The organism is Citrobacter sp. UYEF32, from assembly GCF_040546205.1.
Lineage (GTDB): Bacteria > Pseudomonadota > Gammaproteobacteria > Enterobacterales > Enterobacteriaceae > Phytobacter > Phytobacter diazotrophicus.
In genome coordinates this window covers 50,898-76,420 of record NZ_JBEPNI010000007.1, presented here as the reverse complement: position 1 = coordinate 76,420, position 25,523 = coordinate 50,898, and the positions used below count along the sequence as shown (strand labels likewise).

Here is a 25,523-nt window from a genome sequence, read left to right as displayed (position 1 = left end):
GAGTGTACCACGTGGTTGCGGCGCAGGAGTATACATGCCACAGCAGGTGGACAACGCGGCCAGTCGGCCCGGAATTGTGCTGGATAATCTCTCGGCAGGTTATCAACAAAAGGTGATTGTTGATGGCATCAGCCTTGCCATCCCCTCCGGCAAAATGACCGTGCTGGTCGGTGCGAACGGCAGCGGCAAATCCACGCTCCTCAGTACCATTGCGCGCCTGCTCAAACCGCTGGGCGGCAGCGTCCAGCTTGACGGCAAAGCCATTCACCAACAGCCGACCAAAGCGGTCTCGCGCCAGTTGGGGATCCTGCCTCAGTCACCGTTAGTCCCCGAAGGGCTCACCGTGTTTGAACTGGTCTCCCGTGGACGCTTCCCCTGGCAAACTTTTATGCGCCAATGGTCTGACGACGACCAGCAGGCGGTTGAAGAGGCGCTGGCGGTAACCGGCACCACAGCGTTCGCGCATCTTCCGGTCGACAGCCTCTCCGGCGGCCAGCGTCAACGCTGCTGGATTGCGATGGCGCTGGCCCAGCAAACCCCGGTGATTTTACTCGACGAACCCACCACTTTCCTCGACCTGCGTTATCAGGTGGAGATCCTTGAACTGCTGCACTCGCTGACCCGCCAACACGGGCGCACCGTAGTGGTGGTATTACACGATCTGAACTTCGCGGTGAATTACGGCGATACGCTGGTCTTTCTGCGTCAGGGCAAAGTGGAAGGCGTGTTGCACGAAGGCGATCCCTGCCCGGCGGAGCTTATCAAATCGGTCTTTGAGGTTGATGTGCATGTCTCCATTAACCCGATGACCGGGAAACCCTTCTTTATGCCATTTCGCCGTCAGCACGAGCCGCACGCATGACCACACAACCCCTTCTTGTACGCCACCGTAGCGGGCGAAGCGGGCTGGCACTCCTGCTGGTGCTGGTATTACTCGTGCTGGCCTCGGTGGCCCATCTGGGGCTGGGGGCGCGCACGATTGGCCCGCAAACCGTTGTGCGTGCGTTTCTGGCCTTCGACCCGCGCAACTTCGACCATCAGATAATTATCAGCCTGCGTCTGCTGCGCCTTGTGGCGGCGCTGGTGGTGGGGGCGGCGCTCGGCGTCGCCGGGGCGCTGTTACAGACGGTGATCCGCAATCCGCTCGGTGAGCCGCATATCCTTGGGCTGAACGCAGGGGCGGCGCTGGCGGTGGTTGCGACCACCGCGCTTGGGCTCGCTTTCGGGCCTGGGCAACCGCTGATCGCCGCCTGCGGTGCCGGGGCGCTGTTTGCGCTGGTGATGGGTATTGCCAGCGCCGGGAAAAGCGGGCTGACGCCGATGAAGGTCACCTTGTGTGGCGTGGCGCTCACCGCGTTTACCTCCTCTCTTACCGCCGCCATTCTGATCCTTGATGAACAAACCCTGTTGGCAATGCGCACCTGGCTTGCCGGAGATCTGGCAGGGCTACGCTGGGAGGCGGTCCGCACTGCGGCGCTGGTGGCAGCGATGGGGCTGGTTCTGGCACTGTGGGTAGCCCCGGCGCTCAATATGCTGGCGCTGGGGGATCAGGTGGCTATCGGGCTGGGGATTTCGCTGGCGCGTACCCGTGGCCTTGGGCTTGTTGCCATTGCCTTGTTGTGCGGGGCGGCGGTATCACTGGCCGGGCCGATCGGCTTTGTCGGCCTGGTCGTCCCGCATCTGGTGCGCCGTTTTGCTACCGATGACCTGCGCCCGGGCGTGCCGCTTTGTGCGCTCACGGGGGCATTACTGTTGCTGCTGGCGGATATCGCCGCCCGTACGCTGGTCGCCCCCCATGAGCTGGCAACGGGGGTGATGACCGCGCTCGTGGGAGCACCGCTGTTTATCCTGCTGGCATCGAGGTTATTCAAATGAGTTCGCTGCTATCGCGCGCAGGCTTTCGTTCGTTTCGTCTGGGGCGTTTTTCCCGTTTATGGCGGCCAAAGACGGCAGTGTGGGGCGCCGTGCTGCTGGTGCTCGCGCTGGGGTTATTACTTTCCGGCCTGATGCAAGGCTCGCTACCGGTTCCCGCATCGGCGATCGGGCGTGCGCTCTTTTTCCCACAGGCGCTTAATGCCGAACAGTTGTACATCGTGTGGGATATCCGTTTGCCGCGCCTGCTGATGGCGCTGCTGTGCGGCGCCATGCTGGGTATGGCCGGGGCGGCGATGCAGTCGATCACCCGCAATGGTCTGGCGGACCCTGGGCTGCTGGGGGTGAAAGAGGGCAGTAGCGTGGCGGTGCTGGCGTTAATCCTCCTCTTCCCGGCGCTGGGGTTGGCCTGGCGGCCCGTAGCGGGCATGGCGGGCGGCCTGCTGGCGGCGTTGATCGTGCTGCTGCTGGCGCGGGATTTTTCGCGTCCGCGTTTTATTTTGCTCGGTATTGGCGTCTCCTGGACGTTTGCGGCAGGCATTGGGGTGTTTATGACCACCGCCGATGTGCGCGATGTACAGACCGCGCTGGTGTGGATGGCGGGCAGCCTGCATACCGCCACCTGGCCGCTACTGCTGGTGGCGACCTGCTGGGCGCTGCCTGCCGCGCTGATGTTGTTTGTTACCGCGCGGGCCTCAGATGTGGCGCTGCTCGGCCATCAGGCCGCCGCCGGGCTGGGCGTGCGGATGGCGTGGCTGATGCGCATTCGTTTTTTTGCTCCGGTGTTACTGACCGCCGCATGCGTCTCTTGTGCGGGTAGCATCGGTTTTGTCGGTCTGATTGCGCCGCATATGGCGCGTTTTCTGCTGCGCGGCGGCCAGGTGGCGCTGTTGTCCGGCAGTGCGTTGCTCGGTGCGCTGCTGGTGCTGGTGGCCGATTCGCTGGGGCGGCTGGCATTTGCGCCGCTGCAAATCCCGGCGGGCATTGTGATTTCATTGACGGGCGGACCATTTTTCCTGCTGTTGCTCTGGCAGCGGCGGGACCGGTTATAACTCAGGGAGCCGTATGCGTTTACTTTTCGCTTTCTTATTACTGGCGGTGACGGCGGTGCATGCCGAACCCGCGACCCGCACCTTTACCGATGATCTGGGGCGGACGGTGACCGTGCCGCTGCATCCGCAGCGTATTGTCTCGTTGCACGATCTCGATATCACCATTCCGCTGATTGAGCTGGGCGTGCCGCCGGTCGCCAGCCATGGTCGCACCCGGCCTGACGGCAGCCATACGCTGCGCTCCAGTGCGATGTTGACCGGGGTGGATTTTGATAACAGCCAGATCGCGTTTATCGGCACCGCAACCATTGATATTGAAGCCGTGGCGGCGGCAAAACCGGATCTGATCATTACCGAGCCGAGTCGCAATACGCCGGTGGAGCAACTGGAAAAAATCGCCCCGACCGTCAGTATCGATCACCTTGACGGTGGCGCGCCGCGTATCTACAGCAAACTGGCGGAGTTGACCGGCAGCCAGGCGCGACTTGCCATTCTTGAACGTCGCTATCAGGCGCAAATCGCGGCGCTAAAAGCGACGGTGGATACCCGCAAAATCCGCGTGTCGGTGATTCAGGCCAACCAGGGGAAAATCAACGCCCTGCATACCTATCATTCACTGGGACGTGTGCTGCGTGATGCCGGGTTCACCTTCCCGCCGCTGATTGAGCGCATCCCGGAGGGCGGACGTATTGATGTCAGCGCGGAGCGGTTGCCGGAGCTGGATGCCGATTTTGTCTTCGCTACCTGGCGTGGGGATACCGGCGGTAAGCCGCAGGATGAGATGGCGGCGATGGATGCGGTAATGCCGGGCTGGTGTAATTTTCTGTCGGCCTGCCGTACCGGGCATTATGTGTTGATTTCACGGGAAGAGGCCATTTCCAACTCCTATGCGGCGCTGGGGCTGATGGCGGCGCAGGTGCAATCGCAGATTGCCGGGCGTCCGTTACCGGGTGCAACGCCATGATGCGCGCAACGAAAAGCAAAGGGCGGGTGGATGTCTATGGCGAGCGCTACCGGGCGCGGGCGCATACGCTGTCGCCGCGCTTATTGTCGGTGGCGCGCTACATCCACGATAACCGGGACGTGGTGCTGGAGCATACGGCCATTGAAATTGCGGCGGCCACGCAAACCTCGGACGCCACGGTGGTGCGTGCGATTCAGGCGCTCGGCTTTGCCGGGTTACGCGACCTGAAACAGACGATGGAGCACTGGTTTGGGCCGACGGTGACCTCGGCGGAAAAGATGAGTACCACGGTCGGGGCGCTGTCGTGCGATGTCAATTCCGGCATCGATTTTGTGCTCGAAGGGCACCAGTACACCTGCGAGGTGTTGTCTGCGCCGGATAACCGTTATGCCATCGCGCAGGCCGTCGCCCTGCTGGTGGAGGCGCGTCAGGCGGCCATTTTTGGGATTGGCGCTTCGGGGATTCTGGCCGATTACACCGCCCGCCTGTTCAGCCGCGTCGGGCTGCCCGCGGTGGCGCTCAACCGTACCGGTATTGGGCTGGCAGAGCAGTTGATTAGCCTGCAACGCGGCGATGTGCTGGTGATGATGGCGCAGAAATCGGCCCATCGGGAGGGGCTGACGACCCTGAAAGAGACCAAACGGCTGGGTATTCCGACGATTTTGCTGACCAATGCGCTGGATTCGCGTTTTAGCAAAGAGGCGGACGTGGTGATCCATGTGCCGCGCGGCGGTGAGAAGGGCAAAATCCCGCTGCATGGCACGGTGTTGCTGTGTCTGGAGATGATTGTGTTGTCCGTGGCGTCGGCTACCTCCCAGCGTGCCATCAAAACGGTGAAGCGCATCAATGAGTTTCACCGTGGCCTGAAGCCCGGCGGCAAAAAGGTGTAATTCCGCCGGTGGGCAAGGGGGCATTCCCGGATGGCGGCAGTCGAACGGTCCCCTCGCCCCTTTGGGCAGACGGTTAGGGTGCGAGGAAAATCACCCCACGCCACCCCCCAGGGATTGCCACAACGTTACCCGGTTCTCAAGATCCGTCTGCTGCAGCGAAATCAACCCCTCCTGCGCCGACCACAGCGAACGCTGTGCGGTCAGCACCGACAAATAATCCCCGGTCCCGGCCTGATATTGACGCTGAGCGATATCCAGCGTTTTTTGTTCGGCAGCCACATATTCACGCTGGGCGTCGAGCTGTTCATCCAGCGTCTGGCGGCGGGCGAGGGCATCGGCAACATCTTTAAACGCGCTCTGAATCGTTTTCTCATAGGTGGCGATCAATCCTTTCTTCTCTGCTTCCGCGTAGCGCAACTGCGCCAGGTTGCTGCCCCCGGTAAACAGCGGCAGCGAAATCGACGGGGCAAACGACCAGACCTTCATACCGTTATTAAACAACGACGACAGGGCTGAACTGCCCACCCCTGCGCTGGCGGTTAACGAAATCGACGGGAAGAAATTCGCCCGTGCCGCACCAATGTTGGCATTGGCGCTTTTCAGGTTGTGCTCCGCTTCCTGAATATCCGGACGGCGCAACAATACCGAAGACGACACCCCCGCAGGCGTCAGCTTGATGCTGTCCTGCGCCAGGCTTTCGAGCGTACCGGGCAGCAGACTTTGCGCCACGGTCGTTCCCGCCAGCAGATTGAGCGCATTGATATCCTGCGCCACCTGGGTTTTGTAACTGGCGACGCTCGCTCGTGCCTGCTGATAGACCGCCATGGCTTCGCTTACATCCGTCGCCGCCGCCGTCCCCACCTGCTGTTGACGCTTCACAATCGTGAGCGAATTTTGCGCGCTCGCCATTGTCTGCTGCGCCAGCGCCAGGTTGCTGTTATCCACCGCCAGCGTAATCCACGCGGTGGTGATTTCACCCACCAGCGTCAGGCGGGTGTTTTGCGCGGTATATTCGCTGGCAAGCCAGGTCTCCCGCTGGGCCCGCGCGAGGCTCTGGTTACGGCCAAACAGATCCAGTTCAAAGCTCGACACCGCGCCATTGGCCTCTGCACTGGACGTCACGCCGGTGGCCGCAGTACGGCTGCGGGTGTTGCTCAACTCTGCATTTACGGTGGGGAAGAGCGCGGCCCGGTCTTCGGCATAGAGCGCGCGTGCCGCATCGATATCGGCAATCGCTTTTTGCACATCGCGGTTTTGGGTGAGCGACAGGCTCACCACCTGCTGCAGGCGGCTGTCATTGACCACCTGCTTCCAGTCGGTGGCGACCACCTTCGCCTCACCGCTGCTACCCGGCAAAGTGGCAGGAACCGGGGCTGCCGGGCGTTGATAGGTCGGGTCGAGCGACACACAGCCCGCGCTCAGGAGAGCCAAAACAAGCACACTAATTCGAAACATAATTACTCCTGGCGTTGACGTTTACCGGCGAACAGACGTTTCACCAGCACAAAGAACAGCGGAACAAAGAAGATGGCGAGCAGCGTGGCGGCCAGCGTACCGCCGATGATGCCGGTCCCGATGGCGACACGGCTGTTGGCTCCGGCCCCGGTCGCCACTGCCAGCGGCAGCACCCCGGCGATAAACGCCAGCGAAGTCATCATAATCGGGCGCAAGCGGGTTCGTGCCGCACGCAGCGCCGCCCGGCTCAGGGAATAGCCTTCCTGCACCGCCGCTTCGGCAAACTCGACAATCAAAATGGCGTTTTTCGACGACAGACCGATGGTGGTCAGTAGCGCGACCTGGAAGTAGACGTCATTGTTCAGACCACGCATCCAGGCCGCCAGCGCCGCCCCAAGCAGGCCGAGCGGGATAACCAGGATGACCGAAATCGGCACGGACCAACTCTCGTAGAGCGCTGCCAGACAGAGGAACACCACCATGATCGAGATGGCATAAAGGCTCATGGCCTGGCCGCTGGCGAGTTTCTCCTGCAATGACAGGCCGCTCCAGGCCCAGGTAGAACCGGCGGGCAGATTATTAGCGAGGGTCTCCATTTTGGTCATCGCGACGCCGGAACTGAACCCGCTGGCATTCTCCCCCTGAATTTCATAGGCCGCCGAGCCGTTGTAGCGCACCAGACTTTCCGGGCCATATTCCCAGTGGGTGGTGGCAAAGGCGGAGAACGGCGTCATGCTGTCATCGCTGCCGCGTACGTACCATTTTTTCAGGTCAGACGGCGCGGCGCGAAACGCGCTATCCCCCTGGATATAGACCTTCTTCACGCGTCCACGATCGATAAAGTCATTCACATAGGTCCCGCCCCAGGCGCTGGAGAGCGTATTGCTGACATCGCTGAGCGACAGGCCCAGCGCGACGGCTTTGTTGCTGTCGATATCCACCTGCAACTGCGGCATTTGTGGCAGGTCGTTGGCGCGAACGGCTTGCAGCTCCTGGCTTTTGCTGGCCTCGCCAATCAACTGGTTACGCATTTTCAGCAGTTCGTCGCGATCGGTACTGCCACTTGCCAGCAGCTCAAAGGTAAAGCCGTTACTCTGCCCCAGACCGTCCACTGACGGTGGGATCATGGCGAAAATGCTGGCATCGCGGAGAGTGCTTAACTGCTGGGTGGCCCGCAGGGCGATTGCCTGGGCGGTATTTTCCGCCCCCTTACGCTCTGACCAGTTTTTCAGCGAGACGAAGGCCATCCCGGCGTTCTGGCCGTTACCGCTAAAGCTAAAGCCAGTGACCGTGAAGATGGCGTTGGTATTGGCTTTCTCTTTGGTGAGGAACCAATCAGTCACTTTGCTGGCGACCGCATTGGTGCGCGGCGCGGTGGCCCCGGCGGGCAGGGTGAACTGCACCATGACAGAACCCTGGTCTTCGGTCGGCAGGAAGCTGCCGGGCAGACGCCACATGACAAACGCCATCGCCGCACAGAGCACGCCATAGGTGGCGAGCACGGTCACGGAGCGACGCAAGACGCGCAGGACACGGTGCTCGTATTTATTTTCGGTGCGGGCATAGAAGCGATTGAACGCGCCGAAGAAGCCTTTCTTATGGGGCTTACTGTGCTGCATCACCGTGCCGCACAACGCCGGGGTCAGGGTGAGCGCAACAATCACCGACAGGGTCATAGCCGAGATGATGGTGACCGAGAACTGACGGTAAATCACCCCGGTAGAGCCACCAAAGAAGGCCATTGGCAGGAATACGGCGGAGAGTACCAGCGCAATCGCCACCAGCGCACCGGAGATTTCGCCCATCGATTTTTCAGTAGCTTCGCGGGCGGGCAGCCCTTCGTCGCGCATAATACGCTCGACGTTTTCCACCACCACGATGGCGTCATCCACCAGCAAGCCAATCGCCAGCACCATCGCAAACAGCGTCAGGGTGTTAATCGAGTAGCCAAAGAGCGCCAGTACCCCAAAGGTCCCCAACAGCACGACAGGTACCGCCATTGCCGGAATCAGGGTGGCGCGGACGTTTTGCAGGAACAGATACATCACGCAGACCACCAGTACGATGGCTTCGATCAGCGTCTGCACCACATCTTCAATGGAGATTTTGATAAAGTCGGTGCTGTCTTTCGGGTAGGCGACGTCATAGCCCTGCGGCATGCTATGACGGAACTCGGCAATTTTATCTTTCACCAGGGTGGCGGTATCCAGGGCGTTCGCGCCAGGAGCCAGCATCACCGCCAGGCCCGCCGCCGGGTGGCCGTTTAGTTTCGCTGTCGCCGAATAGTCTTCGCTGCCCATCTCTACGCGGGCAACGTCGCCGACGCGGACCACCGCACCGTTGGTTTCACTTTTGATGATGATATTGCGGAACTGCTCCACGGTTTGCAGGCGAGACTGCGCACGCACGGTGGCCGTCAGTTGCTGACTGTTTGAGGCCGGCAGCGCACCGATCTTCCCGGCGGAAACCTGCACGTTTTGCGCTTCAATGGCGGTCTGCACATCAGACGGCATCAGCGCATAAGAGGCCAGTTTGTCCGGGTCCATCCAGATACGCATGGCATATTCCGCACCGAACACCTGCAGGCTCCCCACGCCGTTAACGCGCGCGAGCGGGTCCTGCACATTACTCACCAGCCAGTCGGCGATATCGGAGCTGGAAGCACGGTCGGTTTTGTCATACATCGCCATGATGAGCAGGAAGCTGCTCTGGGATTTCACCACCGTCACGCCAGATTGGGTGACTTCGGTTGGCAGGCGGGATTCGGCCTGTTGCACCTTGTTCTGTACCTGCACCTGAGCGGTGTCCGGGTCGGTACCCTGTTCGAACGTCACGGTGATGGTCACCTGACCATCGGAACTACTGGTGGAGGTGAAATAGAGCAGGTTATCGAGCCCGGTAAGCTGTTGTTCGATAACCTGGGTCACGCTGTTTTCCAGGGTTTGCGCCGATGCGCCGGTGTAGGTGGCGGTGATTTTTATCGAAGGGGGCGCCACGTCCGGGTATTGCGCGATGGGCAGCGTGCGGATAGCCAGCACCCCGGCCATCATGATCAGTATGGCGATCACCCAGGCAAAGACCGGGCGACGCACGAAGAAGCTGGAGAACATCAGGCTTTGCCTCCGTTGTTTTGCACTTCAACGGCTTTCGCCTCTGCCCCGGCGGTAACTTTATCGGTACCTTCAACAATCAGCTTGTCGCCGCTTTGCAGCCCTTTCAGGACCAGCCATTTATCGCCGTAGGTGTCACCCGTTTCGACGCTGCGCTGCTCGACCTTGTTTTGAGCGTTGACTACCAGCGCCGTGGCATTGCCTTTGCTGTCGCGGGTGATGCCCTGTTGTGGGGCGAGAATGGCGTTTTCCATCACGCCTTCATTGACTCTGGCGCGGACAAACATGCCGGGCAGCAGTTGCTGATGCGGGTTAGGGAAGATAGCGCGCAGGGTGACAGAACCGGTGGCTTCATCCACGGCCACTTCGGTCAGCGCCAGTTTGCCGGTTTCGCTGTAGGTGCTGCCATCTTCCAGAATCAGCGATACATTCAGCGTGCTGTCGTTACTGGCGAGCGCCTGCTTACGTAAACGCAGCAGGTCGGCACTGGAGCGGGTGAGATCGACATACATGGTGTCCAGCCCGCGCACGGTTGCCAGCGCCGTGGTTTGTTCGGCAGTGACCAGCGCACCGGGAGTAACAGACGAGATACCAATCCGCCCGCTAATCGGCGACGTGATGGTGGTCCAGTTCAGGTTGATACGCGCGCTTTCCAGCGCCGCCTGTTTGGCGCTGACGCTGGCGCGATCCTGCGCACAGGTAGATTTCGCGTCGTCGGCATCCTGCTGTGATACGCCGTTGTCTTTTACCAGCAGCGCATAGCGGCGCGCTTTCTGACAGTCGGATTCCACCAGCGATTGCGCCTGTTTGAGTGAGGCATCGGCTTCATTGAAGGCGGCACGATAGCTGGACGGGTCAATCTGATACAGCGGCTGGCCGGCTTTCACGGCGTCACCTTCGGTGAAGAGGCGCTTCTGAATGATGCCGCCAACTTGCGGGCGGACTTCTGCGCTCAGCGAGGCCGAGGTGCGCCCGGTCAGGGTGCTGAATACGGCAAGCGGTTGGCTCTGGAGCGTGACGACCCCGACTTCCGGGGCCGCGTTGTGTTGTGCAGGTGGCGTGGCATTGTCGCAGCCAGTTAATGCGAATAATGCCACGACGGTGGTTTTTATTAACTTCATTATATTTTCCCGGCGTGTAAAAGGCCTGCCCGTTGATAATCAAAGGGCGGCTGGTTGACCATATTTTGGCGATGGCAATACGCCACTTCCGCTATTAGCGGAAATGATGACGGGCGATGTCGTTATACATCGCCTGAAATTCGTTTAATCCCGGATTATTTTTCAGTAAATAACATATGTATTATGTCCTGATATATTTTCTGTAATTGCGCCGGGTCGCATTTTTGCGGCGTCAGGTTTCTAAAAATGGTGCCTTCTATCAGCGACGCCATAATCTCCACGCAGCAGCGGACACGGCTATCTTCAAGATGCGGGTGCGCCTTTTTCAGGTGGGCGCAGGCGGTTTCATACATGCGCGCATCGGCCTGCGCCATCATTGCTGCAACGCGTGGATTGCGGGTTGCCTCGGCCGCCACTTCCAGCATCAGCGCATCATCGTCGTGGCTGAGCGTTTGCCGCCAGGCCAGCACCTGCGGGATATGCTGAGTCTGGGCGTTGCTTTCCATTTCCGCGATACGGTAGTCGATGATGCGGCGGATCATCTCTTCGATAATGGCGTCTTTACTGGCGAAATAGCGATAAATCTGCCCGACGCTCAACTGAGCCTCCAGCGCGATTTGCGACATGCTGGCCGCGTGAAAACCGCTGGCACGAAAGCAGCGCCGCGCCGCGACAATGATTTCGTCCTGGCGCATCTGATGGCGTTCTTGCTGCGAGACTTTTTGTGTCATGCCGGGCTCCGGGTAGTGGTGTTGAGAATGATCGTTCTCATTTGCCGTAAGAATATATGAATTTTGCGCCAGGCGTTAAGCATTTTCTGGGGAGATAATATGGATTTACAAAAGTCCATATTGTGGAGAAATAATGAAGAAGATAATGGGGAAATTAAGGAGAAAGGTGTCGATAAGCCATTGGGAATATTAATGGGGGTAATATCCATAATATTTGTGTGTATCATTAATTAGCGTTGCGCTAATGAAGTAAGAATATGGTTCAACTTTCACCTTTGAGAGCAGATCAGGACACGGCTTACGTTCTCAGATATCGAAGGGAAACGCAGTATGTCTGTTTGACCTGGAGGTTTTTTTGTAAGCATGAAGATGAGAGTGGATAAGTGGCATCCATGCGTTATGCTTTTCACGCGTCCTGGATAGGTCATCTATACCGAGACCAGGTGATCAGTGGAGGTGATGGTGCCGAAGCCCACTGGTTGGTAGCAATCTGAAAAGGAATATCATTATGGCTGACAATACCTCACAGTTTTCTGGCGTATCAGGTTCCGTGGGGACGTCCGGAATGAACAATCCGAATGACGTGAAAGCGTTGCAAAAGATGATTATTGATGCCGGATATAATCACATCCGTGGAAATAATATCTGCTTAAGATGAAAAATAATCTCATTAATTACCGTAAAGCTGATTGAATATATGAGCAATGAGTTAACTTGCCAAAGAATAAGGTATTTGCAATGAAACCTTTACGTGCAACGCTGGCGCTCCTGTTTCTGATGCCTGCAGTTTCATATGCGGCTCTTTATGAAGGGATGGAGAGAGATGTTTGCTTTAAAAATCAGAGCAATATACATATTGCTTATGATTGTCTGTCAAAAAAATCGGCGGAATCTTCGCATGCTCTGGATAATATTATTGCTGAGATGAATAAGCAAATAAAAATTAACAATCCAGGTCCGGTCTTCCGCAGCGAAGATCCGAAATTGACGATAGGGGATATCTACAGTAAATCATTTCTGGCTGCACAAGTGGACTGGAAAGCATATAGAGAAAATTTATGCCTGGCTGTCGCGTCACAAATAGGTGAGGATGCAAATGACTACCAGTCATATATTGATCAATGTGTGATTAATTTGAATAAGCGGCATGTTGAAGAAATAAAGATGATGGATATTAAATCTGGGCATAACTGAAATGGCTGGGCTGAAAAGTTACGGTAAGGCCTGTTGGTATTTTGGGATAAATGGCTCCTGAATTCTTAACGTGAGGCGTGGTGATTGAGAGATCCCCCGGTGGCGCTGCACTTGCCGGGGCTACGTGGTAGATACTGTGAACGTCTGCAACCTTTTTAGCCAGGCTGACCCGTTTCCCAGCATGACAACCACAGCGACATCTTTGTGTCCCCCTGGCACGTTCACGGGTTCTGTCGCGACAGAAAAGCAAGGAACATAAGGGGAACGGAACCCTCCACCTGAGCCGCATATCCCCCTCACCCTGACCCTCTCCCCAAAGAGGAGAGGGGACCGTTCGTGCTCGCATTTTTGTGGGGAATCCTCTGCCCCTGTACGGTCCGAATAAGGCGTTTACGCCGCATCCGGGGTTGGCCTAAAGGTGAGAACAATTCTCAATATTATTGCCGCCTGGCGGGGGCAATGGTAATCTGTAGGCGTTTTTCAGGGCGTCGACCCGGAAATTTTCGCGCATCCCCGGTGGAATGTTGAACATTGGACAGGATCACAATGGCTGCCCGCTATGCAAAAAAGACACTTTTCCGTTGAAGATTTTATCGGGTTTGGCGAACGCTACGGCATTGATTATCGCTTCCCGTCACTCTCTGCCTGCCGCGACGTCAGTAAAGAAAAACACATTGTCATTCAGGGCGATGTCGAAGAGATGTCGTTCTCATCCGGTCTCAACCTCACCAGCTCAGATATTCGCGTCCTGCAACCCTATGAAACCACCTCTTTGCATAGCTGCCCGCTCTATATGCTGGTGGTGCTGGAAGGCAGCGTGATGCTGCGCGTCAACGGTCAGGAATTTGTGGTGCGCTCCGGTATGGCCTTTACCTCGCGCCTTGGCGAGCAGCAGGTGATGAACGCCGTACACCTTGCCGACTACCACTTACGCACGCTTTCACTGGGCGTAGACCCGGCGCGCTGCTGGCAATCGCCGCTGCTCTCTGCGTTGCTTCAGCAGTGGGAAAACGGCGGTGCGCCAACCTTCTTATGGCAGGTGCCGGGCTTTTTGCTCTCTGGCCTGCAATACATCCAGCAGTCCAGCCAACCGGGGCTGTCGCGCCAGTTAATGCTCGAAGGCGTCATGCTACAACTGTTAGGTCACGGCCTGTCACAGCGCCTGCAAAATCACACATCCCGCCATGCCCCCAGCGGCGAACACCATCGGCTCGAAACCGTGCGTCGCTTGCTGGAGCAGCAGCCGGAGAAAGAGTACACCCTCACGGAACTGGCCCAACTGGCCGCCATGAGCAGCAGCAGCCTGCGGACCAAGTTTCGCCAGGCCTATGGTCACTCGGTGTTTGATTATCTTCGCGATTGCCGTCTGGAGCTGGCCCGCCGCTACCTTGCTCAGGGGTACAGCGTGCAGCAGGCAGCGTGGATGTCGGGCTATCAGCATGCCACCAATTTTTCTACCGCCTTTCGCCGTCGCTATGGCATTACCCCCGGAGAGGCGCGCCACGCCTGTTAATCCCCGTTATTCATCCGGTCATCCACGGGCCTGTAGACCAAAGTTCCACAGTGGTGATGCGTTTTGTCACCGCGCATACGTCTCTTGTCATTGCGCATAGCTGCCGCCGTCGGCAAAAGGGTAATAATTCTTATTTACAATAAAAACGGCTTCTGGAGATTTTCATGTTCGCAAAAACGCGACTGGCGCTGATGATTGGCTGCATGACGGGTGGATTGAGCGCGACGGTCCTGGCACAGGACACCTCGTCGACAAAAGAAGAGACGGTGGTGGTGACCTCACAAATGCAAAGTGGCGCAACCAAGCTGGAAACGCCGGATATCGAAACCCCGCAGTCGGTCTCTATTGTGACGCGCCAGCAGTATGAAGAGCAGGGGGCCACCAGCGTGCGCCAGGCGGTGGGCTACACGCCGGGTGTCTATGCCAACCAGATTGGTGCCTCCAACCGCTTTGATTACATCGTCTTGCGCGGCTTTTCCGATGGGAGTCTGGATAATATCTATCTCGACGGCCTGAAAATGATGGGTGACACCAACTCGCACAGTTCGTTGGTGGTGGACCCGTGGTTCCTCGACAGTATCGAAGTGGTGCGCGGCCCGGCTTCCGTACTGTATGGTCGCTCTTCGCCTGGCGGGATTGTGGCGCTGAATTCCCGTAAACCATCGTTTGATCCGGGGGGCGAAATCAAAGTGTTCGCCGGGAATAACAACCAGCGCGGTGCGGCCTTTGATGTGACCGGCCCGGTGGATGATAACGACCGCGTTGCCGTGCGTTTAACCGGCATGACCCGCTATGCGGATTCCCAGTTCGATCCCTTAAAAGAAGAGCGCTATGCCCTGATGCCGAGCCTCACCTGGCGCATCACCGATAGCACACGCCTGGATCTGATGGCCTATCTGCATCGCGATCCGGAAGGCGGTAGTCACTCGGGCTTACCGTATGAAGGCACCGTTGTCCCTCACGCCGGGCAGAAAATTTCTAATACCTTTTATGAAGGGGAAGACGATTACGACAAATACGACCGCCGCGAAAATATGGTCGGCTACAACTTCGAACACGCCTTTGATAGCGGCTGGTCAGTACGCCAGAAATTGCGCTATCTGCACACTAAAGTGAACCTGAATCAGGTGTATGCGGCAGGCTGGCTCAACGATACCGAACTGAACCGTGGCTATTCCGGTTCTGATGAGAAGATGAATGCCATCACGCTGGACAACCAACTGGATGGCAGCGTGGAGACCGGCCCGGTTAACCATCGTCTGTTGATGGGGGTGGATTACCAGCGCCGCAGCAATAATGTGGCCGGTTACTACGGCGCTTTCCCGGCGATCGACGCGTTTAACCCGGTGTATGGCGCAGATCCGGATTACATCACGCAGTACAGCAGCGAGAAGCATAAGCTGGAGCAGACCGGGATCTACATCCAGGATCAGATGTCACTCAATAAGTGGCGACTGACGCTGGGCGGTCGCCACGATCAGGTGAAGGTCACAAACGTTAATAAGCTCAATGACACCAGCGATACCCTGGATCAAGGCCATTACAGCAGCCGTGCGGCATTGCTGTATCTGTTCGATAACGGGATTGCGCCTTACGTTAGCTACTCAACCGCGTTCACGCCGACCAGCTTTACCGATGAAAACGGCAAGATCCTGGAGCCGATGAAGGGGAAACAGTGGGAAGCCGGGTTGAAATTCGAGCCGGAAGGGACGCAGACGATGTACAGCGCCTCGGTGTTCCGCATCAACCAGAAGAATATCGCCACCAAAGAAGAGCCGACCGATCCGTACCGTTCTATCGGCGAGATAGAATCCGAAGGGGTGGAACTGGAAGCGGTGGGGCAGTTAACGGATAGCCTGCGTCTACAGGCGGCCTATACCTACACCGATATTCGCTACAAGAAGAGCAGCCCGGAAGAGCAGGGCAAGCGCGCCGTCTACGCACCGCGTAATCAGGCCAGCGCCTGGCTGAGCTACGATGTGAAGAGCGGGCCGCTGGACGGGCTGACCGTCGGTTCCGGCGTGCGCTATGTGAATGGCATTACCTCGGATCGCCAGAACACGCATACGCTACCGTCCTATACACTGGTGGATCTGGCGGTCGGCTATGACCTGTCGAAGGTGGGTTTGAAAGGGCTGAGCGCGCAGGTTAACGTCAATAACCTGACGGACAAGAGCTATATTGCCGCCTGTAACTCGCTCTCTTACTGCTACTTTGGTGCCGAGCGCAGCATTGTGGGCAGCCTGTCGTATAAGTTCTGAGTGTCTTGAGAACTCCCGGGGGGCGGCGCGCACGCACCTTACCCGGGATACGATTTTACCGGGGCCGCGGTGCGGTGGTTTGGTAGCCCCGGTAAGCGAAGCGCCACCGGGGAAGGAAAACGAAGGGGAGATTAACTCTCCTCCATCGCGAAATGAATAGCTTCGCCCAGCTTCGAAATGGCCTCGCGATACCGTTCAGTCAGCGGCAGGGCGCAGTTAATGCGCAGGCAGTTGCGGTATTTCCCCGAGGCGGAAAAAAGCGAGCCTGGCGCAATCTGGATTTTCAGCCGACAAAGCTGGCGCGAGACACAGAGCATATCCACCCCTTCCGGTAGCTCCACCCACAGCATATAGCCACCTTTTGGCCGCGTAACGCAGATTCCGCATGGAAAATACTGGCGGATCCAACAGGTATAGGTTTCCAGGTGCTGCTGATAAAACTGGCGCATCCGGCGAATATGGCGATGGTAGTGGCCGTCGCGAATAAACGCCGCCATCGCCAACTGATTCGTAGGCACTGTGCTGCCGATAGCGGCATATTTCATATGCAGCACCCGATCGCGATAGCGCCCCGGTACAATCCAGCCCACACGCAGCCCCGGCGCGACCGATTTGGTAAACGAGCTGCACAGCAACACGCGGCCATCGATATCAAAAGATTTAATGGTGCGCGGGCGGGGATAATCGGTGACGAGTTCGCCATAGATATCGTCTTCGAAAATGACAATGTCATGGCGCTGCGCCAGCGCCAGTATCGCTTTTTTGCGCGCATCCGGCATGATCGAGCCCTGCGGGTTGCTGCAACTCGGCACGAGGATCACCCCTTTGATCGGCCACTGTTCCAGCGCAAGTTCCAGTGCCTCAATGCTGATCCCGGTTTCCGGATCGGTTGGGATCTCCATCGCTTTAATGCCAAAACCGCGCAGTAACTGCATGGTGCCATAGTAGGAAGGGGACTCCACGGCCACGATATCACCCGGTTTACACACCGAAAGCAGGGCGATGCTCAGCGCGCCGTGGCAGCCGTTGGTGATCACGATATCTTCCGGGTCCACCACCGTGCCGCCATCAACCATCAGGCGGGAGATCTGCTCGCGCAGTTCTCGCCGTCCTTGCAGGGCGTCGTAGCTCAGAATGTCGCACTGATTGTGCTGCACCAGACGCGCCATTTCGCGCCACAGCGGTTTCAGCGTCGGTTGCGAAATGTCCGGCGCCCCGCCGCCAAAATTGAGCATCTCTTTGTCCGAACGGGCATCGAGCAGTGTGAGCACTTCATCCCACTGCGTCACTTCTACCGGGCGCTGAACCGGGCGCGATATGGCAGGCACCGGCGGTTTAGCTTTGCGCGGGGCGACAAAATAGCCCGAGCGCGGCTGCGGGGTGATCAACTGTAGGTTTTCCAGCACCTGATACGCCTGCTGTACGGTGCTGATGCTCACGCCGTGCTCCTGGCTCAGATTCCTGACGGATGGCAGTTTCTCGCCATGGCGGTAAAGCCCTTGTTCAATGCGCTCCGCCAGTAAGGTGGCCAGGTTTTCATAACGTGTCATGCTGTATCCTTTGTTGTCACCATACAGATTGTAAAACCAGTACAGATGGCGGAGAAAAATGCCGTTCAGATACAGTTGTAGGCGATCTGTATGTTAAAGAAAAGTAATTTCTGCGTCTGTATTGCATACAGGGATTCCAGAGAAAATAGGGCTCTGTTCAGGTGAGGAGAGACGCGATGGAATTCTTTGAAAATAGACCGCAACGACCATTTTTCGGGTTAGTACAACTGTGGCATTGGGTGAAAAGAAAATGGGAACGGCGCAAGACTCGGATAATTTTGAGCAATCTTAGCGATGAGCAACTGAAAGACCTGGGATTGCGTCGTGACGATCTGGGTTATTGATCCCCCAAAAGTGCGGAGATAACATCTTGTTATTTTCCGCCTTTTATGGCGTAGACTATGCTTAATGCCATTATCACTACGGGGGATTCACCATGCATTATATGGGCAGTAAAGACGACGATAAAAAAGAGAACGAAGGCGGCAACGTCACTCAGATGATGCAGCAGAAGTTGCTGGATTCGCGCTCGATCATTATCTCCGGTGAGATTAACCAGACGCTGACCGAAAAAGTGGTGACCCAACTGCTGCTGTTGCAGGGGATCAGCGATGCGCCGATCAAAATCTACCTGAACAGCCAGGGCGGCCATGTTGAAGCTGCGGATACCATTCACGACATCATTAAATTCATCAAGCCGGAAGTGCATATCATTGGTACTGGCTGGGTGGCGAGCGCCGGGATCACCATTTTCCTGGCGGCGAAAAAAGAGCATCGCTACGCGCTGCCAAACACTCGCTTTATGATCCATCAGCCGCTGGGCGGCGTGCGTGGCCAGGCCAGCGACATTGAGATTGAAGCGAAAGAGATCATCCGCATGCTGGATCGCGTTAACCGTCTTATCGCCGATGCGACCGGGCAACCGGTTGAGAAAGTGAAACAAGACACTGACCGCAACTACTGGATGAACCCGCAAGAAGCGATTGATTACGGCATTGTCTCCCGCGTAGTAAACAGCTACGGGGACCTGAAGCTGGATTAATTTCCCCTCTCCCGATCCCCTTCCTGTGCGAGGGGGATCAAATCCACGTTATTTCCTTTCACCGTAGAAAAAATTTCACTTCTCCGAATGCACTAAATTCTTCACACTGTCGGCGATGGTGAATACGGAGAAACGGCATGAATAAAAGTTATAAAGCCGCACTGGTGATGATAGCGACGCTCAGTGCGCCGGCAATGGCAGAAAACAATAGCACCACGTTTAACCACAAAGATTGGGAAGTCGTTTGTGACAACACGCTGACCTGTCGCGCTGCGGGTTATAGCAAGGAAGAAGAAGCCAGCGGGTCGGTACTGCTGGTGCGTAAAGCCGGTGCGGATGCCCCGCTTGTTGTTGATGTTGTGCTCGCGGAAATGGAATCCGATGAGACTGCACCGCAGTCCAAATTGGTTCTGTGGATTGATGACAAAGAGATCGGTGAAGTTGAGCCGGAGGACACCGATACCTGGCGGTTGTCTCCCGCGCAAACTCAGGCGCTGATCGAGGCAGTAAAAGGCAGCGGCAAAGTCGAATTTAAAGGCGGTGCGAAGCCGTTCGAGCTGTCTGGCGATGGCGCGACAGCGGTGCTGCTGAAAATGGATGATGTGCAGGGGCGTCTGGACACCCCCGGCGCGCTGGTGAAGAAAGGCGATAAACCGGAAAGTAGCGTACCGGCGGCCAAAGAACCCCCGGTGATTCAGGCGGCCAAAGTGAGTGATGCGCAGGAGCGCGTGCTCAATGAAACGGAAGTCGCCGCGCTTAAGCCTAAATTGATTGCTTCGTTACCGAAAGACACCAATTGCGAGCGTTTGAAATCACCGGACCCGCAGGCGGATGAGGGCGATAACGATATCAGTCTGACGCCGCTTGACGATACCCATGCGCTGATTTCCACGCTCTGCTGGCGCGCGGCGTATAACGAAGGCTATGGCTTCTGGGTTATCGACAGCAAGCTCGCGGGCGAACCCGTGCTGGTGACCGATTCCGCTTCGGATTACAGCGATGGCCTGATTTCGCTGGGTCAGCGTGGCCGCGGGATAGGCGACTGCTGGGCATCCGCGGAGTGGGTGTGGGACGGTAAAGCATTTACCCAGAGCAGCGAATCCACCACCGGTATGTGCCGCTACATTCGCGCGGGCGGCACCTGGGATCTCCCGTCATTTGTTGCGCAGGTCAAAGAGCCGGAATAAGGCATTTATCGTTGAATGGCATCCCGGTTTACCCTTTTGGTATTTTTGGGTAAGCAGGGTGCCATTGTATTCATATACGGGTAACGTATTTCATACCTGAATGGATGTCACTTCACATGCACACCAAACCCGCTCTCGCCTGGTGCGATATCCGGGCGCAGGGTTAGCGCGGGAATGGTGTAATCCCCGGCATTTTGCCGACGGAAGGGCAGCGGTTCCGCCTGCCAAAGCGTGTCCAGACGCTGTGCCAGTTGCTGGCAATACGCTGCATATTTCTCATCATCTGTCTTGCTGGTGCGATAAATCACCAGCGGCGGCAACACTTCGAAACCCGGATAAAACAGCATCCCGTGCTGGATGGGGAACAGAATATCGTCGATTGGGCCGTTGATCCCACGGGGGCTATAGTGTGATTCCCAGCCGCCTGTCGTCACCAGCAACATCGCCCGCTTGCCTGACAGACTCCCCTCGCCATAGCGATCGCCCCAGTGAGTGTCGCTGTGTTCGCCCACACCATAGGCAAATCCATAGGCGTAAACCCTGTCGAACCACCCTTTCATAATGGCAGGCATCGAAAACCACCACAGCGGAAACTGGAAAATGACCGCGTCTGCCCAGCGTAATTTCGCCTGTTCGCCAGCGATATCCGCACTTTGCAAACCCTGCTCAAAGGCCTTTTTTGAATCCAGTGACGGGTGGAAATGGTCACCCGCCAGCGGGGCCAGCGTGTCGCTGGCATCCAGTTGTGATTTCCAGTTCATGGCGTAGAGATCGGATACCTGCACGTGGTGTCCGCTATTTTCCAGATGCGAAATGGCAAAGGCATTTAGCGCACCGTTCAGAGAGTGGGCTTCGGGATGGGCGTAAACAATCAAAACATTCATTGTGTGTACCTGGTGTTGGGAAAGTCACCCCACGGTAATGAATGGGAAGGTATAGTAGAAATTAATTACTGATATTGTAGGTATAGCCATGGTTAATTTCCGTCGTATCGATTTGAATCTGCTGGCGACGCTGGATGTCCTGTTGACCGAACTTAACGTGACGCGGGCGGCGCAAAGGCTCAATTTGTCGCAGCCCTCGGTCAGCGTGCAGCTTGCCCGCCTGCGGGAGATCTTTGGTGACCCGCTGTTGCTGCCGGGGCCGCGTGGCATGCAGTCGACCGCCCGTGCCGATGAACTGCGTCTACCGCTGAGACAGGCGCTTGATGCGCTGGAAAGCGCCGTTTCGTCCGGTAGCCCTTTTGATCCGGCGAGTGCCGATCTCACCTGGCGGATCGTGGCCACGGATTACACCGAGTCGGCCGTGGTGTTGCCTGCGCTCAACAGCCTGCGGGCGGCCGCACCGGGTACCCGTCTGGCGCTCTTCGAGCTCAATCCCCCGCAGATTTTGCGCCAGGCGGAGCAGGGCGATGTCGATCTGATCTTTCATACCCGTGAAGGAGCGCCGCCTGCATTGCATCAGCGACTGCTGTTTACCGAACGCTATGTGCTGGCCGGGCGGCTGAATCACCCGGCCTTAAAACGTCGCCCGACGCTGGCGCAATTCTGCAGGCTGGAGCATGTGATTGTCTCGCCGGAAGGCGGGGGCTTTAGCGCGATAACCGATGAGGTGCTGGCAAAGAGTGGGCTTTCACGGCGCGTCGTACTCTCTGTGCCACATTTCTTGTTTATGCTGGAGGCGCTGGCCACCAGCGACCTGGTAGCCGTACTGCCGGAACGTCTGGTGAAAAAGGCAGGAGCCTTGCAGGTGGTGGAGCCGCCCGTGCCGCTGCCGGGGTTCGATATGCTGATGCTCTGGCATGAACGTCTGCACCGTGACCCGGCACACCAGTGGCTGCGACAACACTTACTCGACTGCCTTTAATTTCTGCTGAGATGACAACATGTTAAACGGTCTGAATCACCTGACGCTGGCGGTCAGCGATATCGCCAGCAGCATCGGTTTTTACCATCATCTGTTGGGGTTACCCCTGCATGCACGCTGGGATAACGGCGCGTATCTGCGCTGTGGCGATCTGTGGCTCTGCCTGTCGCTGGACGCGCAGCGGTGGTACATCGCCCCGCAGGAGAGCGACTATACCCACTATGCCTTTAGTATCGATGTAAATGATTTTGCTACGTTTGTGGCACGCCTTACGCAAGCGGGGGTAACGTCGTGGAAAGAGAACAGAAGCGAAGGGGAGTCGTTCTATTTTCTCGACCCGGACGGGCACAAGCTGGAAGCCCACGTGGGTAGCCTCGCGCAACGGCTGGCCGCCTGCCGCGCGAAGCCATACAAGGGGATGGTGTTTTTTGACGAGTAGCCCCGGTAAGCGCAGCGCCACCGGGGAAATCCCGGATGGCTACATGCGCTGAATACTATTTATACCCACTATACCTACAAATGCATTGGTGCTGGTGTGGATAGTGGGTATACTCTCTTTGCGCTGTTAAAAGGGAGACATTATCGAAAGGGATGACAAGCAGAGAACTCATGAAACAACTGCAAGAGCGTGGCTGGGTTCTTGACCGGGTGAAAGGAAGTCACCACACGTTCGTGAAGGAGGGGTAGCGTATGTCATTACGGTACCTCACCCTGAAAAGGATATTGCAAAGGGAACATTGCAGAAGATCCTGAAACAAATGTAATTAAAGCGGCACCGGGCCGGTGCCCTTTCAATCTTAATAGAGGTAAACCATGAAATTTCCGATCTATCTGCATCAGGCTGATAGCGGCAGTTTCTCCGGATTTGTACCGGACATCACGGGCTGCTATTTCGCAGGTGAAACGATTGATGCCGCGATCGCTGATGCCTGGAATGCGATCGACGCTCATCTGGATTATGTCACTGAGAAAGGAGAACTCGTGCCACAGGCGCAGAGCATTTCCGTGCATATGAATGATGAAGATTGCCAGGGTGGTATTTGGGCTTATGTCGATGTTGATTTAAGCAAATATGACAGTAAAGCGGTGAAGTTAAATATTACATTGCCGCAAAATTTATTAGTAAAAATAGACATCTATGTTGAGCTTCATCGGGAGTACGGATCGCGAAGTGGTTTCTTTGCCGATCTGGCGCGCCGGGAGCTTCAAAAAAGCGCGTAACCTCTTTTTCAGTGGTGCGTGCGGCCCGCCTTACACGGCGGGCTTTCAATCCCTCATCCCAGCCAGACAGACAGCTCCACATCCTCGCTAAACGGCGTCGACAAATAACCATTTTCTGGCGAGCGGACTTTTTTCAGATACGGCGGGTAATAATCGGCGTTATCGGCGACGATCAGCGCGCCTTTTCTCAGGTGCGGCTCCAGTAACGCCAGAATTTCTGGGTAGAGCGATTTCGCGCCGTCGAGCAGCACCAGATCAATCGATTCAGGCAGATCCTGACGCAGGGTTTCCAGCGCATCGCCTTCGCGGATCTCAATCAGATCGCTCACGCCACCCAGGTTAAAATGCTGCCGGGCGCGCGCCGCTTTGGAGGGCTCGAACTCGCAGGTAATCAACCTGCCGCCACCGTTATCACGCAGTGCCGCCGCCAGATGGAGCGCGGAGATCCCAAACGAGGTGCCGTACTCGACAATAGTGCGCGCGTTACTGCTGCGCGCCAGCATATACAGCAGTGTGCCGGTCTCTTTTGACACCGGTAGCCACAGATCTTTCAGGCGCCCGTACAGATCCCGGTAGTCGGTTTTGCTTTGTAACAGGCGCATCTGTTCCTCTTCGGAAACATCATCCAGTACGGGGCTGGTGGTTGCCTCGGCTTCGGCAAACAGACGTTCCAGCAACAGGGCCAGCGGTGCGGTGGTGAGGGTGGTCATGGTCATGCAGGACTCCAGTATAAAATATGACGAATTATTCGCATTTAGAATATGATGGATTCGTCACATTCACTATTCGCATTCCTTTCGCTGGAGACTCACCCGATGATATCCCGTTCAACCCCGCGTATTTCCTCACGAAAACAGCCGCGTCAGGCACGTTCTACCGCGCTGGTGACGGCAATCCTGGAAGCCGCTATTCAGGTTTTAGCTGAGGAAGGAGCACCGCGTTTTACCACCGCGCGGGTGGCCGAACGTGCGGGCGTCAGCGTTGGTTCGGTGTATCAGTACTTTCCCAATAAAGCTTCGATTCTTTTCCAGCTCCAGCTTGAAGAGTGGCAGCGTACGTCCGCACTGATGCGGGAGATTTTGCAGGACACCCATTATCCGCCACTCCAGCGAATGCGCACGCTGGTGCTGGCTTTTGTGCGCTCGGAGTGTGAAGAGGCTGCGATGCGCACCGCACTGGATGATGCTGCGCCGTTGTATCGCGATGCGCCGGAGGTGATGGCAGCAAAAGCCGCGGGGGAAGGTATCTTTCAGACCTTTGTGCAGGAGGTGTTACCGAGTGAGACGCCCGCCAGACAGGCGCAGGTCTGCGAACTGGTGACCACCACCATTGGCGCGGTGGGCAAGGCGTTCTCTTCTGTGCCGCGTAGCGAGGCGGAGATCACCGCGTTTGCGGCAGAACTGGGGGAAATGGTGTGCGGATATCTGCAGTTGAAAGACGAAATGTCACGCCGCGGCGATTGAAAAATCATTCGTAAGGTTTATATATATGAGGTCGCCATAATCAGAGGGTGTCTATGGACGGGGAAGGGAGTCAGCGGTTATTGCAGCCGGGCGAGATCCGTCTGGCCAGAAGTGTCTTCGGTAATAGTATTGAATACCATAAAGTCTGGGTGCATCACGAAAGCTATTTCCCGTTTGGCTTACAGCCGCAAAGTGCGGGAATGGCCCCCGATGGCGAGCTCTATTTTCGCGAATGGTACCGGAACGATTTTTCGCGAGAGTCGCATCCTTTTCAGCATATTTTCATTCATGAACTCAGCCATATCTGGCAGCGTAACCGCGGCATGAATGTGCGTGTAAATGGCTTAGTCAGTGGGCTGGTAAGTTACCGCTACCATTTAAATGGGCGACCTTTACGACGTTATTCGATGGAACAGCAGGCACAAATCATTGCCGATTATTTCATTCTCAAAACTTACGGCTATGCTTCCTGGATGGCATTAAGAGCGAGAGGCGATGTGACGCTTGACGGGGATCTCCGTGAGTCCCGCATGTTGCCTGAATATCAAAAAACGTTGCAGGGGTTTCCATGGTGCTAAAAAAGGGGATAACACGCGGTATGTTATTACTGGCGTCCCTGCTGGCACTGACTGGCTGTCCGGGCTCAGGCGACAGGCTAAGGCCCGATGAAACCACCTCGGTGAGGCGTACAGCGAATAATGAAGTCTGTTTTGCCGTTCATCATGCGGGAGATTACCAGCCGGTATTTATCTCTATTAATCCGCGCAATATTCCGCCCCCGAAACATAAATATACTTTGATGCCGCCCTTAAAGGTTAAAGATGCGCAACTGTGTATTCTGCCCTCTTTCTATACTTTCGCCAGCGACGGGCAATTTATCGTTAAGTACATCCTCAAATCGAGAACCCAAAGCCCGCCGACACGCAGCGTAGTGGTAGGGGTTGACGTTTCAAAAGGGGAAATAAGTGTCTTCCCCTTAGCAAACAGTGAAATCACTCGCTAAAGGATGAAAGTAAGACGGAACAGCAAAA

General features: G+C 56.7%; 25 protein-coding genes and 1 pseudogene. 19 read left to right on the top strand and 7 right to left on the bottom strand.

The window, feature by feature from the left end:
* Positions 1-34 precede the first annotated feature (34 nt).
* From ABIB59_RS19850 to ABIB59_RS19830, 5 genes are read left to right on the top strand one after another with little or no spacing between them, the layout of a single operon-like run.
* Positions 35-862, top strand: a complete 828-nt coding sequence (locus tag ABIB59_RS19850) for an ABC transporter ATP-binding protein (protein WP_108702098.1) — start codon at positions 35-37, stop codon at positions 860-862.
* Positions 859-1,875 carry a FecCD family ABC transporter permease gene (locus ABIB59_RS19845; RefSeq protein ID WP_354036719.1) on the top strand — a complete coding sequence of 339 codons (1,017 nt, stop codon included), beginning with the start codon at positions 859-861 and terminating at the stop codon, positions 1,873-1,875. Before ABIB59_RS19850 ends, ABIB59_RS19845 begins: the two co-directional genes overlap by 4 nt.
* On the top strand, positions 1,872-2,924 hold the full coding sequence (locus ABIB59_RS19840; protein WP_354036717.1) for a FecCD family ABC transporter permease: 1,053 nt from the start codon (positions 1,872-1,874) through the stop codon (positions 2,922-2,924). Before ABIB59_RS19845 ends, ABIB59_RS19840 begins: the two co-directional genes overlap by 4 nt.
* Positions 2,925-2,937: 13 nt before the next feature.
* Positions 2,938-3,888, top strand: coding sequence for an ABC transporter substrate-binding protein (locus tag ABIB59_RS19835; protein WP_039076876.1), 951 nt, complete (start codon positions 2,938-2,940; stop codon positions 3,886-3,888).
* Complete coding sequence (locus ABIB59_RS19830) at positions 3,885-4,778, top strand: MurR/RpiR family transcriptional regulator (protein ID WP_039076875.1); 894 nt, start codon at positions 3,885-3,887, stop codon at positions 4,776-4,778. Before ABIB59_RS19835 ends, ABIB59_RS19830 begins: the two co-directional genes overlap by 4 nt.
* Before the next feature lie 90 nt (positions 4,779-4,868).
* Here the strand turns inward: ABIB59_RS19830 and ABIB59_RS19825 are convergent, their stop codons facing one another.
* The 4 genes from ABIB59_RS19825 to ABIB59_RS19810 all read right to left on the bottom strand — a co-directional run bounded on the left by ABIB59_RS19825 (position 4,869) and on the right by ABIB59_RS19810 (position 11,195).
* Positions 4,869-6,233, bottom strand: a complete 1,365-nt coding sequence (locus ABIB59_RS19825; protein WP_354036715.1) for an efflux transporter outer membrane subunit — start codon at positions 6,231-6,233, stop codon at positions 4,869-4,871.
* A gap of 2 nt (positions 6,234-6,235) precedes the next feature.
* Positions 6,236-9,343, bottom strand: a complete 3,108-nt coding sequence (locus ABIB59_RS19820) for an efflux RND transporter permease subunit (RefSeq protein ID WP_317087456.1) — start codon at positions 9,341-9,343, stop codon at positions 6,236-6,238.
* Positions 9,343-10,464, bottom strand: coding sequence for an efflux RND transporter periplasmic adaptor subunit (locus ABIB59_RS19815; protein ID WP_317087457.1), 1,122 nt, complete (start codon positions 10,462-10,464; stop codon positions 9,343-9,345). Before ABIB59_RS19815 ends, ABIB59_RS19820 begins: the two co-directional genes overlap by 1 nt.
* Positions 10,465-10,619: 155 nt before the next feature.
* Complete coding sequence (locus ABIB59_RS19810) at positions 10,620-11,195, bottom strand: TetR/AcrR family transcriptional regulator (RefSeq protein ID WP_039076871.1); 576 nt, start codon at positions 11,193-11,195, stop codon at positions 10,620-10,622.
* A gap of 508 nt (positions 11,196-11,703) precedes the next feature.
* On the opposite strand from ABIB59_RS19810, the gene ABIB59_RS19805 reads away from it, so the two are divergent.
* From ABIB59_RS19805 to foxA, 4 genes are all read left to right on the top strand, one after another.
* A complete protein-coding gene (locus ABIB59_RS19805) occupies positions 11,704-11,853 on the top strand; it encodes a hypothetical protein (RefSeq protein WP_172600686.1) in 150 nt (49 codons plus the stop codon).
* An 80-nt stretch (positions 11,854-11,933) separates the two neighbouring features.
* Positions 11,934-12,389 carry a lysozyme inhibitor LprI family protein gene (locus tag ABIB59_RS19800; protein ID WP_354036711.1) on the top strand — a complete coding sequence of 152 codons (456 nt, stop codon included), beginning with the start codon at positions 11,934-11,936 and terminating at the stop codon, positions 12,387-12,389.
* 559 nt (positions 12,390-12,948) lie between these two features.
* Positions 12,949-13,902, top strand: a complete 954-nt coding sequence (locus ABIB59_RS19795; RefSeq protein ID WP_039076870.1) for an AraC family transcriptional regulator — start codon at positions 12,949-12,951, stop codon at positions 13,900-13,902.
* Between the two features lie 164 nt (positions 13,903-14,066).
* The gene (gene foxA, locus ABIB59_RS19790) at positions 14,067-16,163 is read left to right on the top strand and encodes a ferrioxamine B receptor FoxA (protein ID WP_079497337.1); all 2,097 of its coding nucleotides are present in this window, start codon (positions 14,067-14,069) and stop codon (positions 16,161-16,163) included.
* A gap of 131 nt (positions 16,164-16,294) precedes the next feature.
* On the opposite strand, the gene ABIB59_RS19785 is transcribed toward foxA, so the two are convergent.
* Positions 16,295-17,713: an aminotransferase-like domain-containing protein gene (locus tag ABIB59_RS19785; protein ID WP_039076868.1), complete on the bottom strand. Its 1,419-nt coding sequence runs from the start codon at positions 17,711-17,713 to the stop codon at positions 16,295-16,297.
* A 176-nt stretch (positions 17,714-17,889) separates the two neighbouring features.
* Here ABIB59_RS19785 and ABIB59_RS19780 point away from each other — a divergent pair, with 176 nt between their 5' ends.
* From ABIB59_RS19780 to ABIB59_RS19770, 3 genes are all read left to right on the top strand, one after another.
* Positions 17,890-18,057 (top strand): DUF1127 domain-containing protein, encoded by a 168-nt coding sequence (locus tag ABIB59_RS19780; RefSeq protein ID WP_064572393.1) that lies wholly within the window; start codon positions 17,890-17,892, stop codon positions 18,055-18,057.
* Between the two features lie 92 nt (positions 18,058-18,149).
* Positions 18,150-18,755 (top strand): ATP-dependent Clp protease proteolytic subunit, encoded by a 606-nt coding sequence (locus tag ABIB59_RS19775; protein ID WP_039076867.1) that lies wholly within the window; start codon positions 18,150-18,152, stop codon positions 18,753-18,755.
* Positions 18,756-18,892: 137 nt separating this feature from the next.
* Positions 18,893-19,942: a DUF1176 domain-containing protein gene (locus ABIB59_RS19770; RefSeq protein ID WP_039076866.1), complete on the top strand. Its 1,050-nt coding sequence runs from the start codon at positions 18,893-18,895 to the stop codon at positions 19,940-19,942.
* Between the two features lie 107 nt (positions 19,943-20,049).
* On the opposite strand, the gene ABIB59_RS19765 is transcribed toward ABIB59_RS19770, so the two are convergent.
* A complete protein-coding gene (locus ABIB59_RS19765; protein WP_079497336.1) occupies positions 20,050-20,826 on the bottom strand; it encodes an NAD(P)H-dependent oxidoreductase in 777 nt (258 codons plus the stop codon).
* A gap of 88 nt (positions 20,827-20,914) precedes the next feature.
* Between ABIB59_RS19765 and ABIB59_RS19760 the strand changes: the two genes are divergently transcribed.
* The 4 genes and pseudogenes from ABIB59_RS19760 to ABIB59_RS19745 all read left to right on the top strand — a co-directional run bounded on the left by ABIB59_RS19760 (position 20,915) and on the right by ABIB59_RS19745 (position 23,029).
* Positions 20,915-21,808: a LysR family transcriptional regulator gene (locus tag ABIB59_RS19760; RefSeq protein WP_354036707.1), complete on the top strand. Its 894-nt coding sequence runs from the start codon at positions 20,915-20,917 to the stop codon at positions 21,806-21,808.
* A gap of 19 nt (positions 21,809-21,827) precedes the next feature.
* Complete coding sequence (locus tag ABIB59_RS19755) at positions 21,828-22,247, top strand: FosA family fosfomycin resistance glutathione transferase (RefSeq protein WP_354036705.1); 420 nt, start codon at positions 21,828-21,830, stop codon at positions 22,245-22,247.
* Between the two features lie 152 nt (positions 22,248-22,399).
* Positions 22,400-22,572 (top strand): annotated as a pseudogene (locus tag ABIB59_RS19750) (type II toxin-antitoxin system HicA family toxin).
* A gap of 49 nt (positions 22,573-22,621) precedes the next feature.
* Positions 22,622-23,029 (top strand): type II toxin-antitoxin system HicB family antitoxin, encoded by a 408-nt coding sequence (locus tag ABIB59_RS19745; RefSeq protein WP_354036703.1) that lies wholly within the window; start codon positions 22,622-22,624, stop codon positions 23,027-23,029.
* A 53-nt stretch (positions 23,030-23,082) separates the two neighbouring features.
* On the opposite strand, the gene ABIB59_RS19740 is transcribed toward ABIB59_RS19745, so the two are convergent.
* Positions 23,083-23,745 carry an O-methyltransferase gene (locus ABIB59_RS19740; protein ID WP_354036701.1) on the bottom strand — a complete coding sequence of 221 codons (663 nt, stop codon included), beginning with the start codon at positions 23,743-23,745 and terminating at the stop codon, positions 23,083-23,085.
* A 99-nt stretch (positions 23,746-23,844) separates the two neighbouring features.
* On the opposite strand from ABIB59_RS19740, the gene ABIB59_RS19735 reads away from it, so the two are divergent.
* The 3 genes from ABIB59_RS19735 to ABIB59_RS19725 are packed head-to-tail and all read left to right on the top strand — an operon-like array spanning position 23,845 to position 25,495.
* Positions 23,845-24,492 carry a TetR/AcrR family transcriptional regulator gene (locus tag ABIB59_RS19735; protein ID WP_354036699.1) on the top strand — a complete coding sequence of 216 codons (648 nt, stop codon included), beginning with the start codon at positions 23,845-23,847 and terminating at the stop codon, positions 24,490-24,492.
* 53 nt (positions 24,493-24,545) lie between these two features.
* Positions 24,546-25,070, top strand: a complete 525-nt coding sequence (locus ABIB59_RS19730; RefSeq protein ID WP_039078200.1) for a hypothetical protein — start codon at positions 24,546-24,548, stop codon at positions 25,068-25,070.
* Positions 25,061-25,495 (top strand): putative T6SS immunity periplasmic lipoprotein, encoded by a 435-nt coding sequence (locus tag ABIB59_RS19725; protein WP_354036697.1) that lies wholly within the window; start codon positions 25,061-25,063, stop codon positions 25,493-25,495. Before ABIB59_RS19730 ends, ABIB59_RS19725 begins: the two co-directional genes overlap by 10 nt.
* Positions 25,496-25,523: the final 28 nt, after the last annotated feature.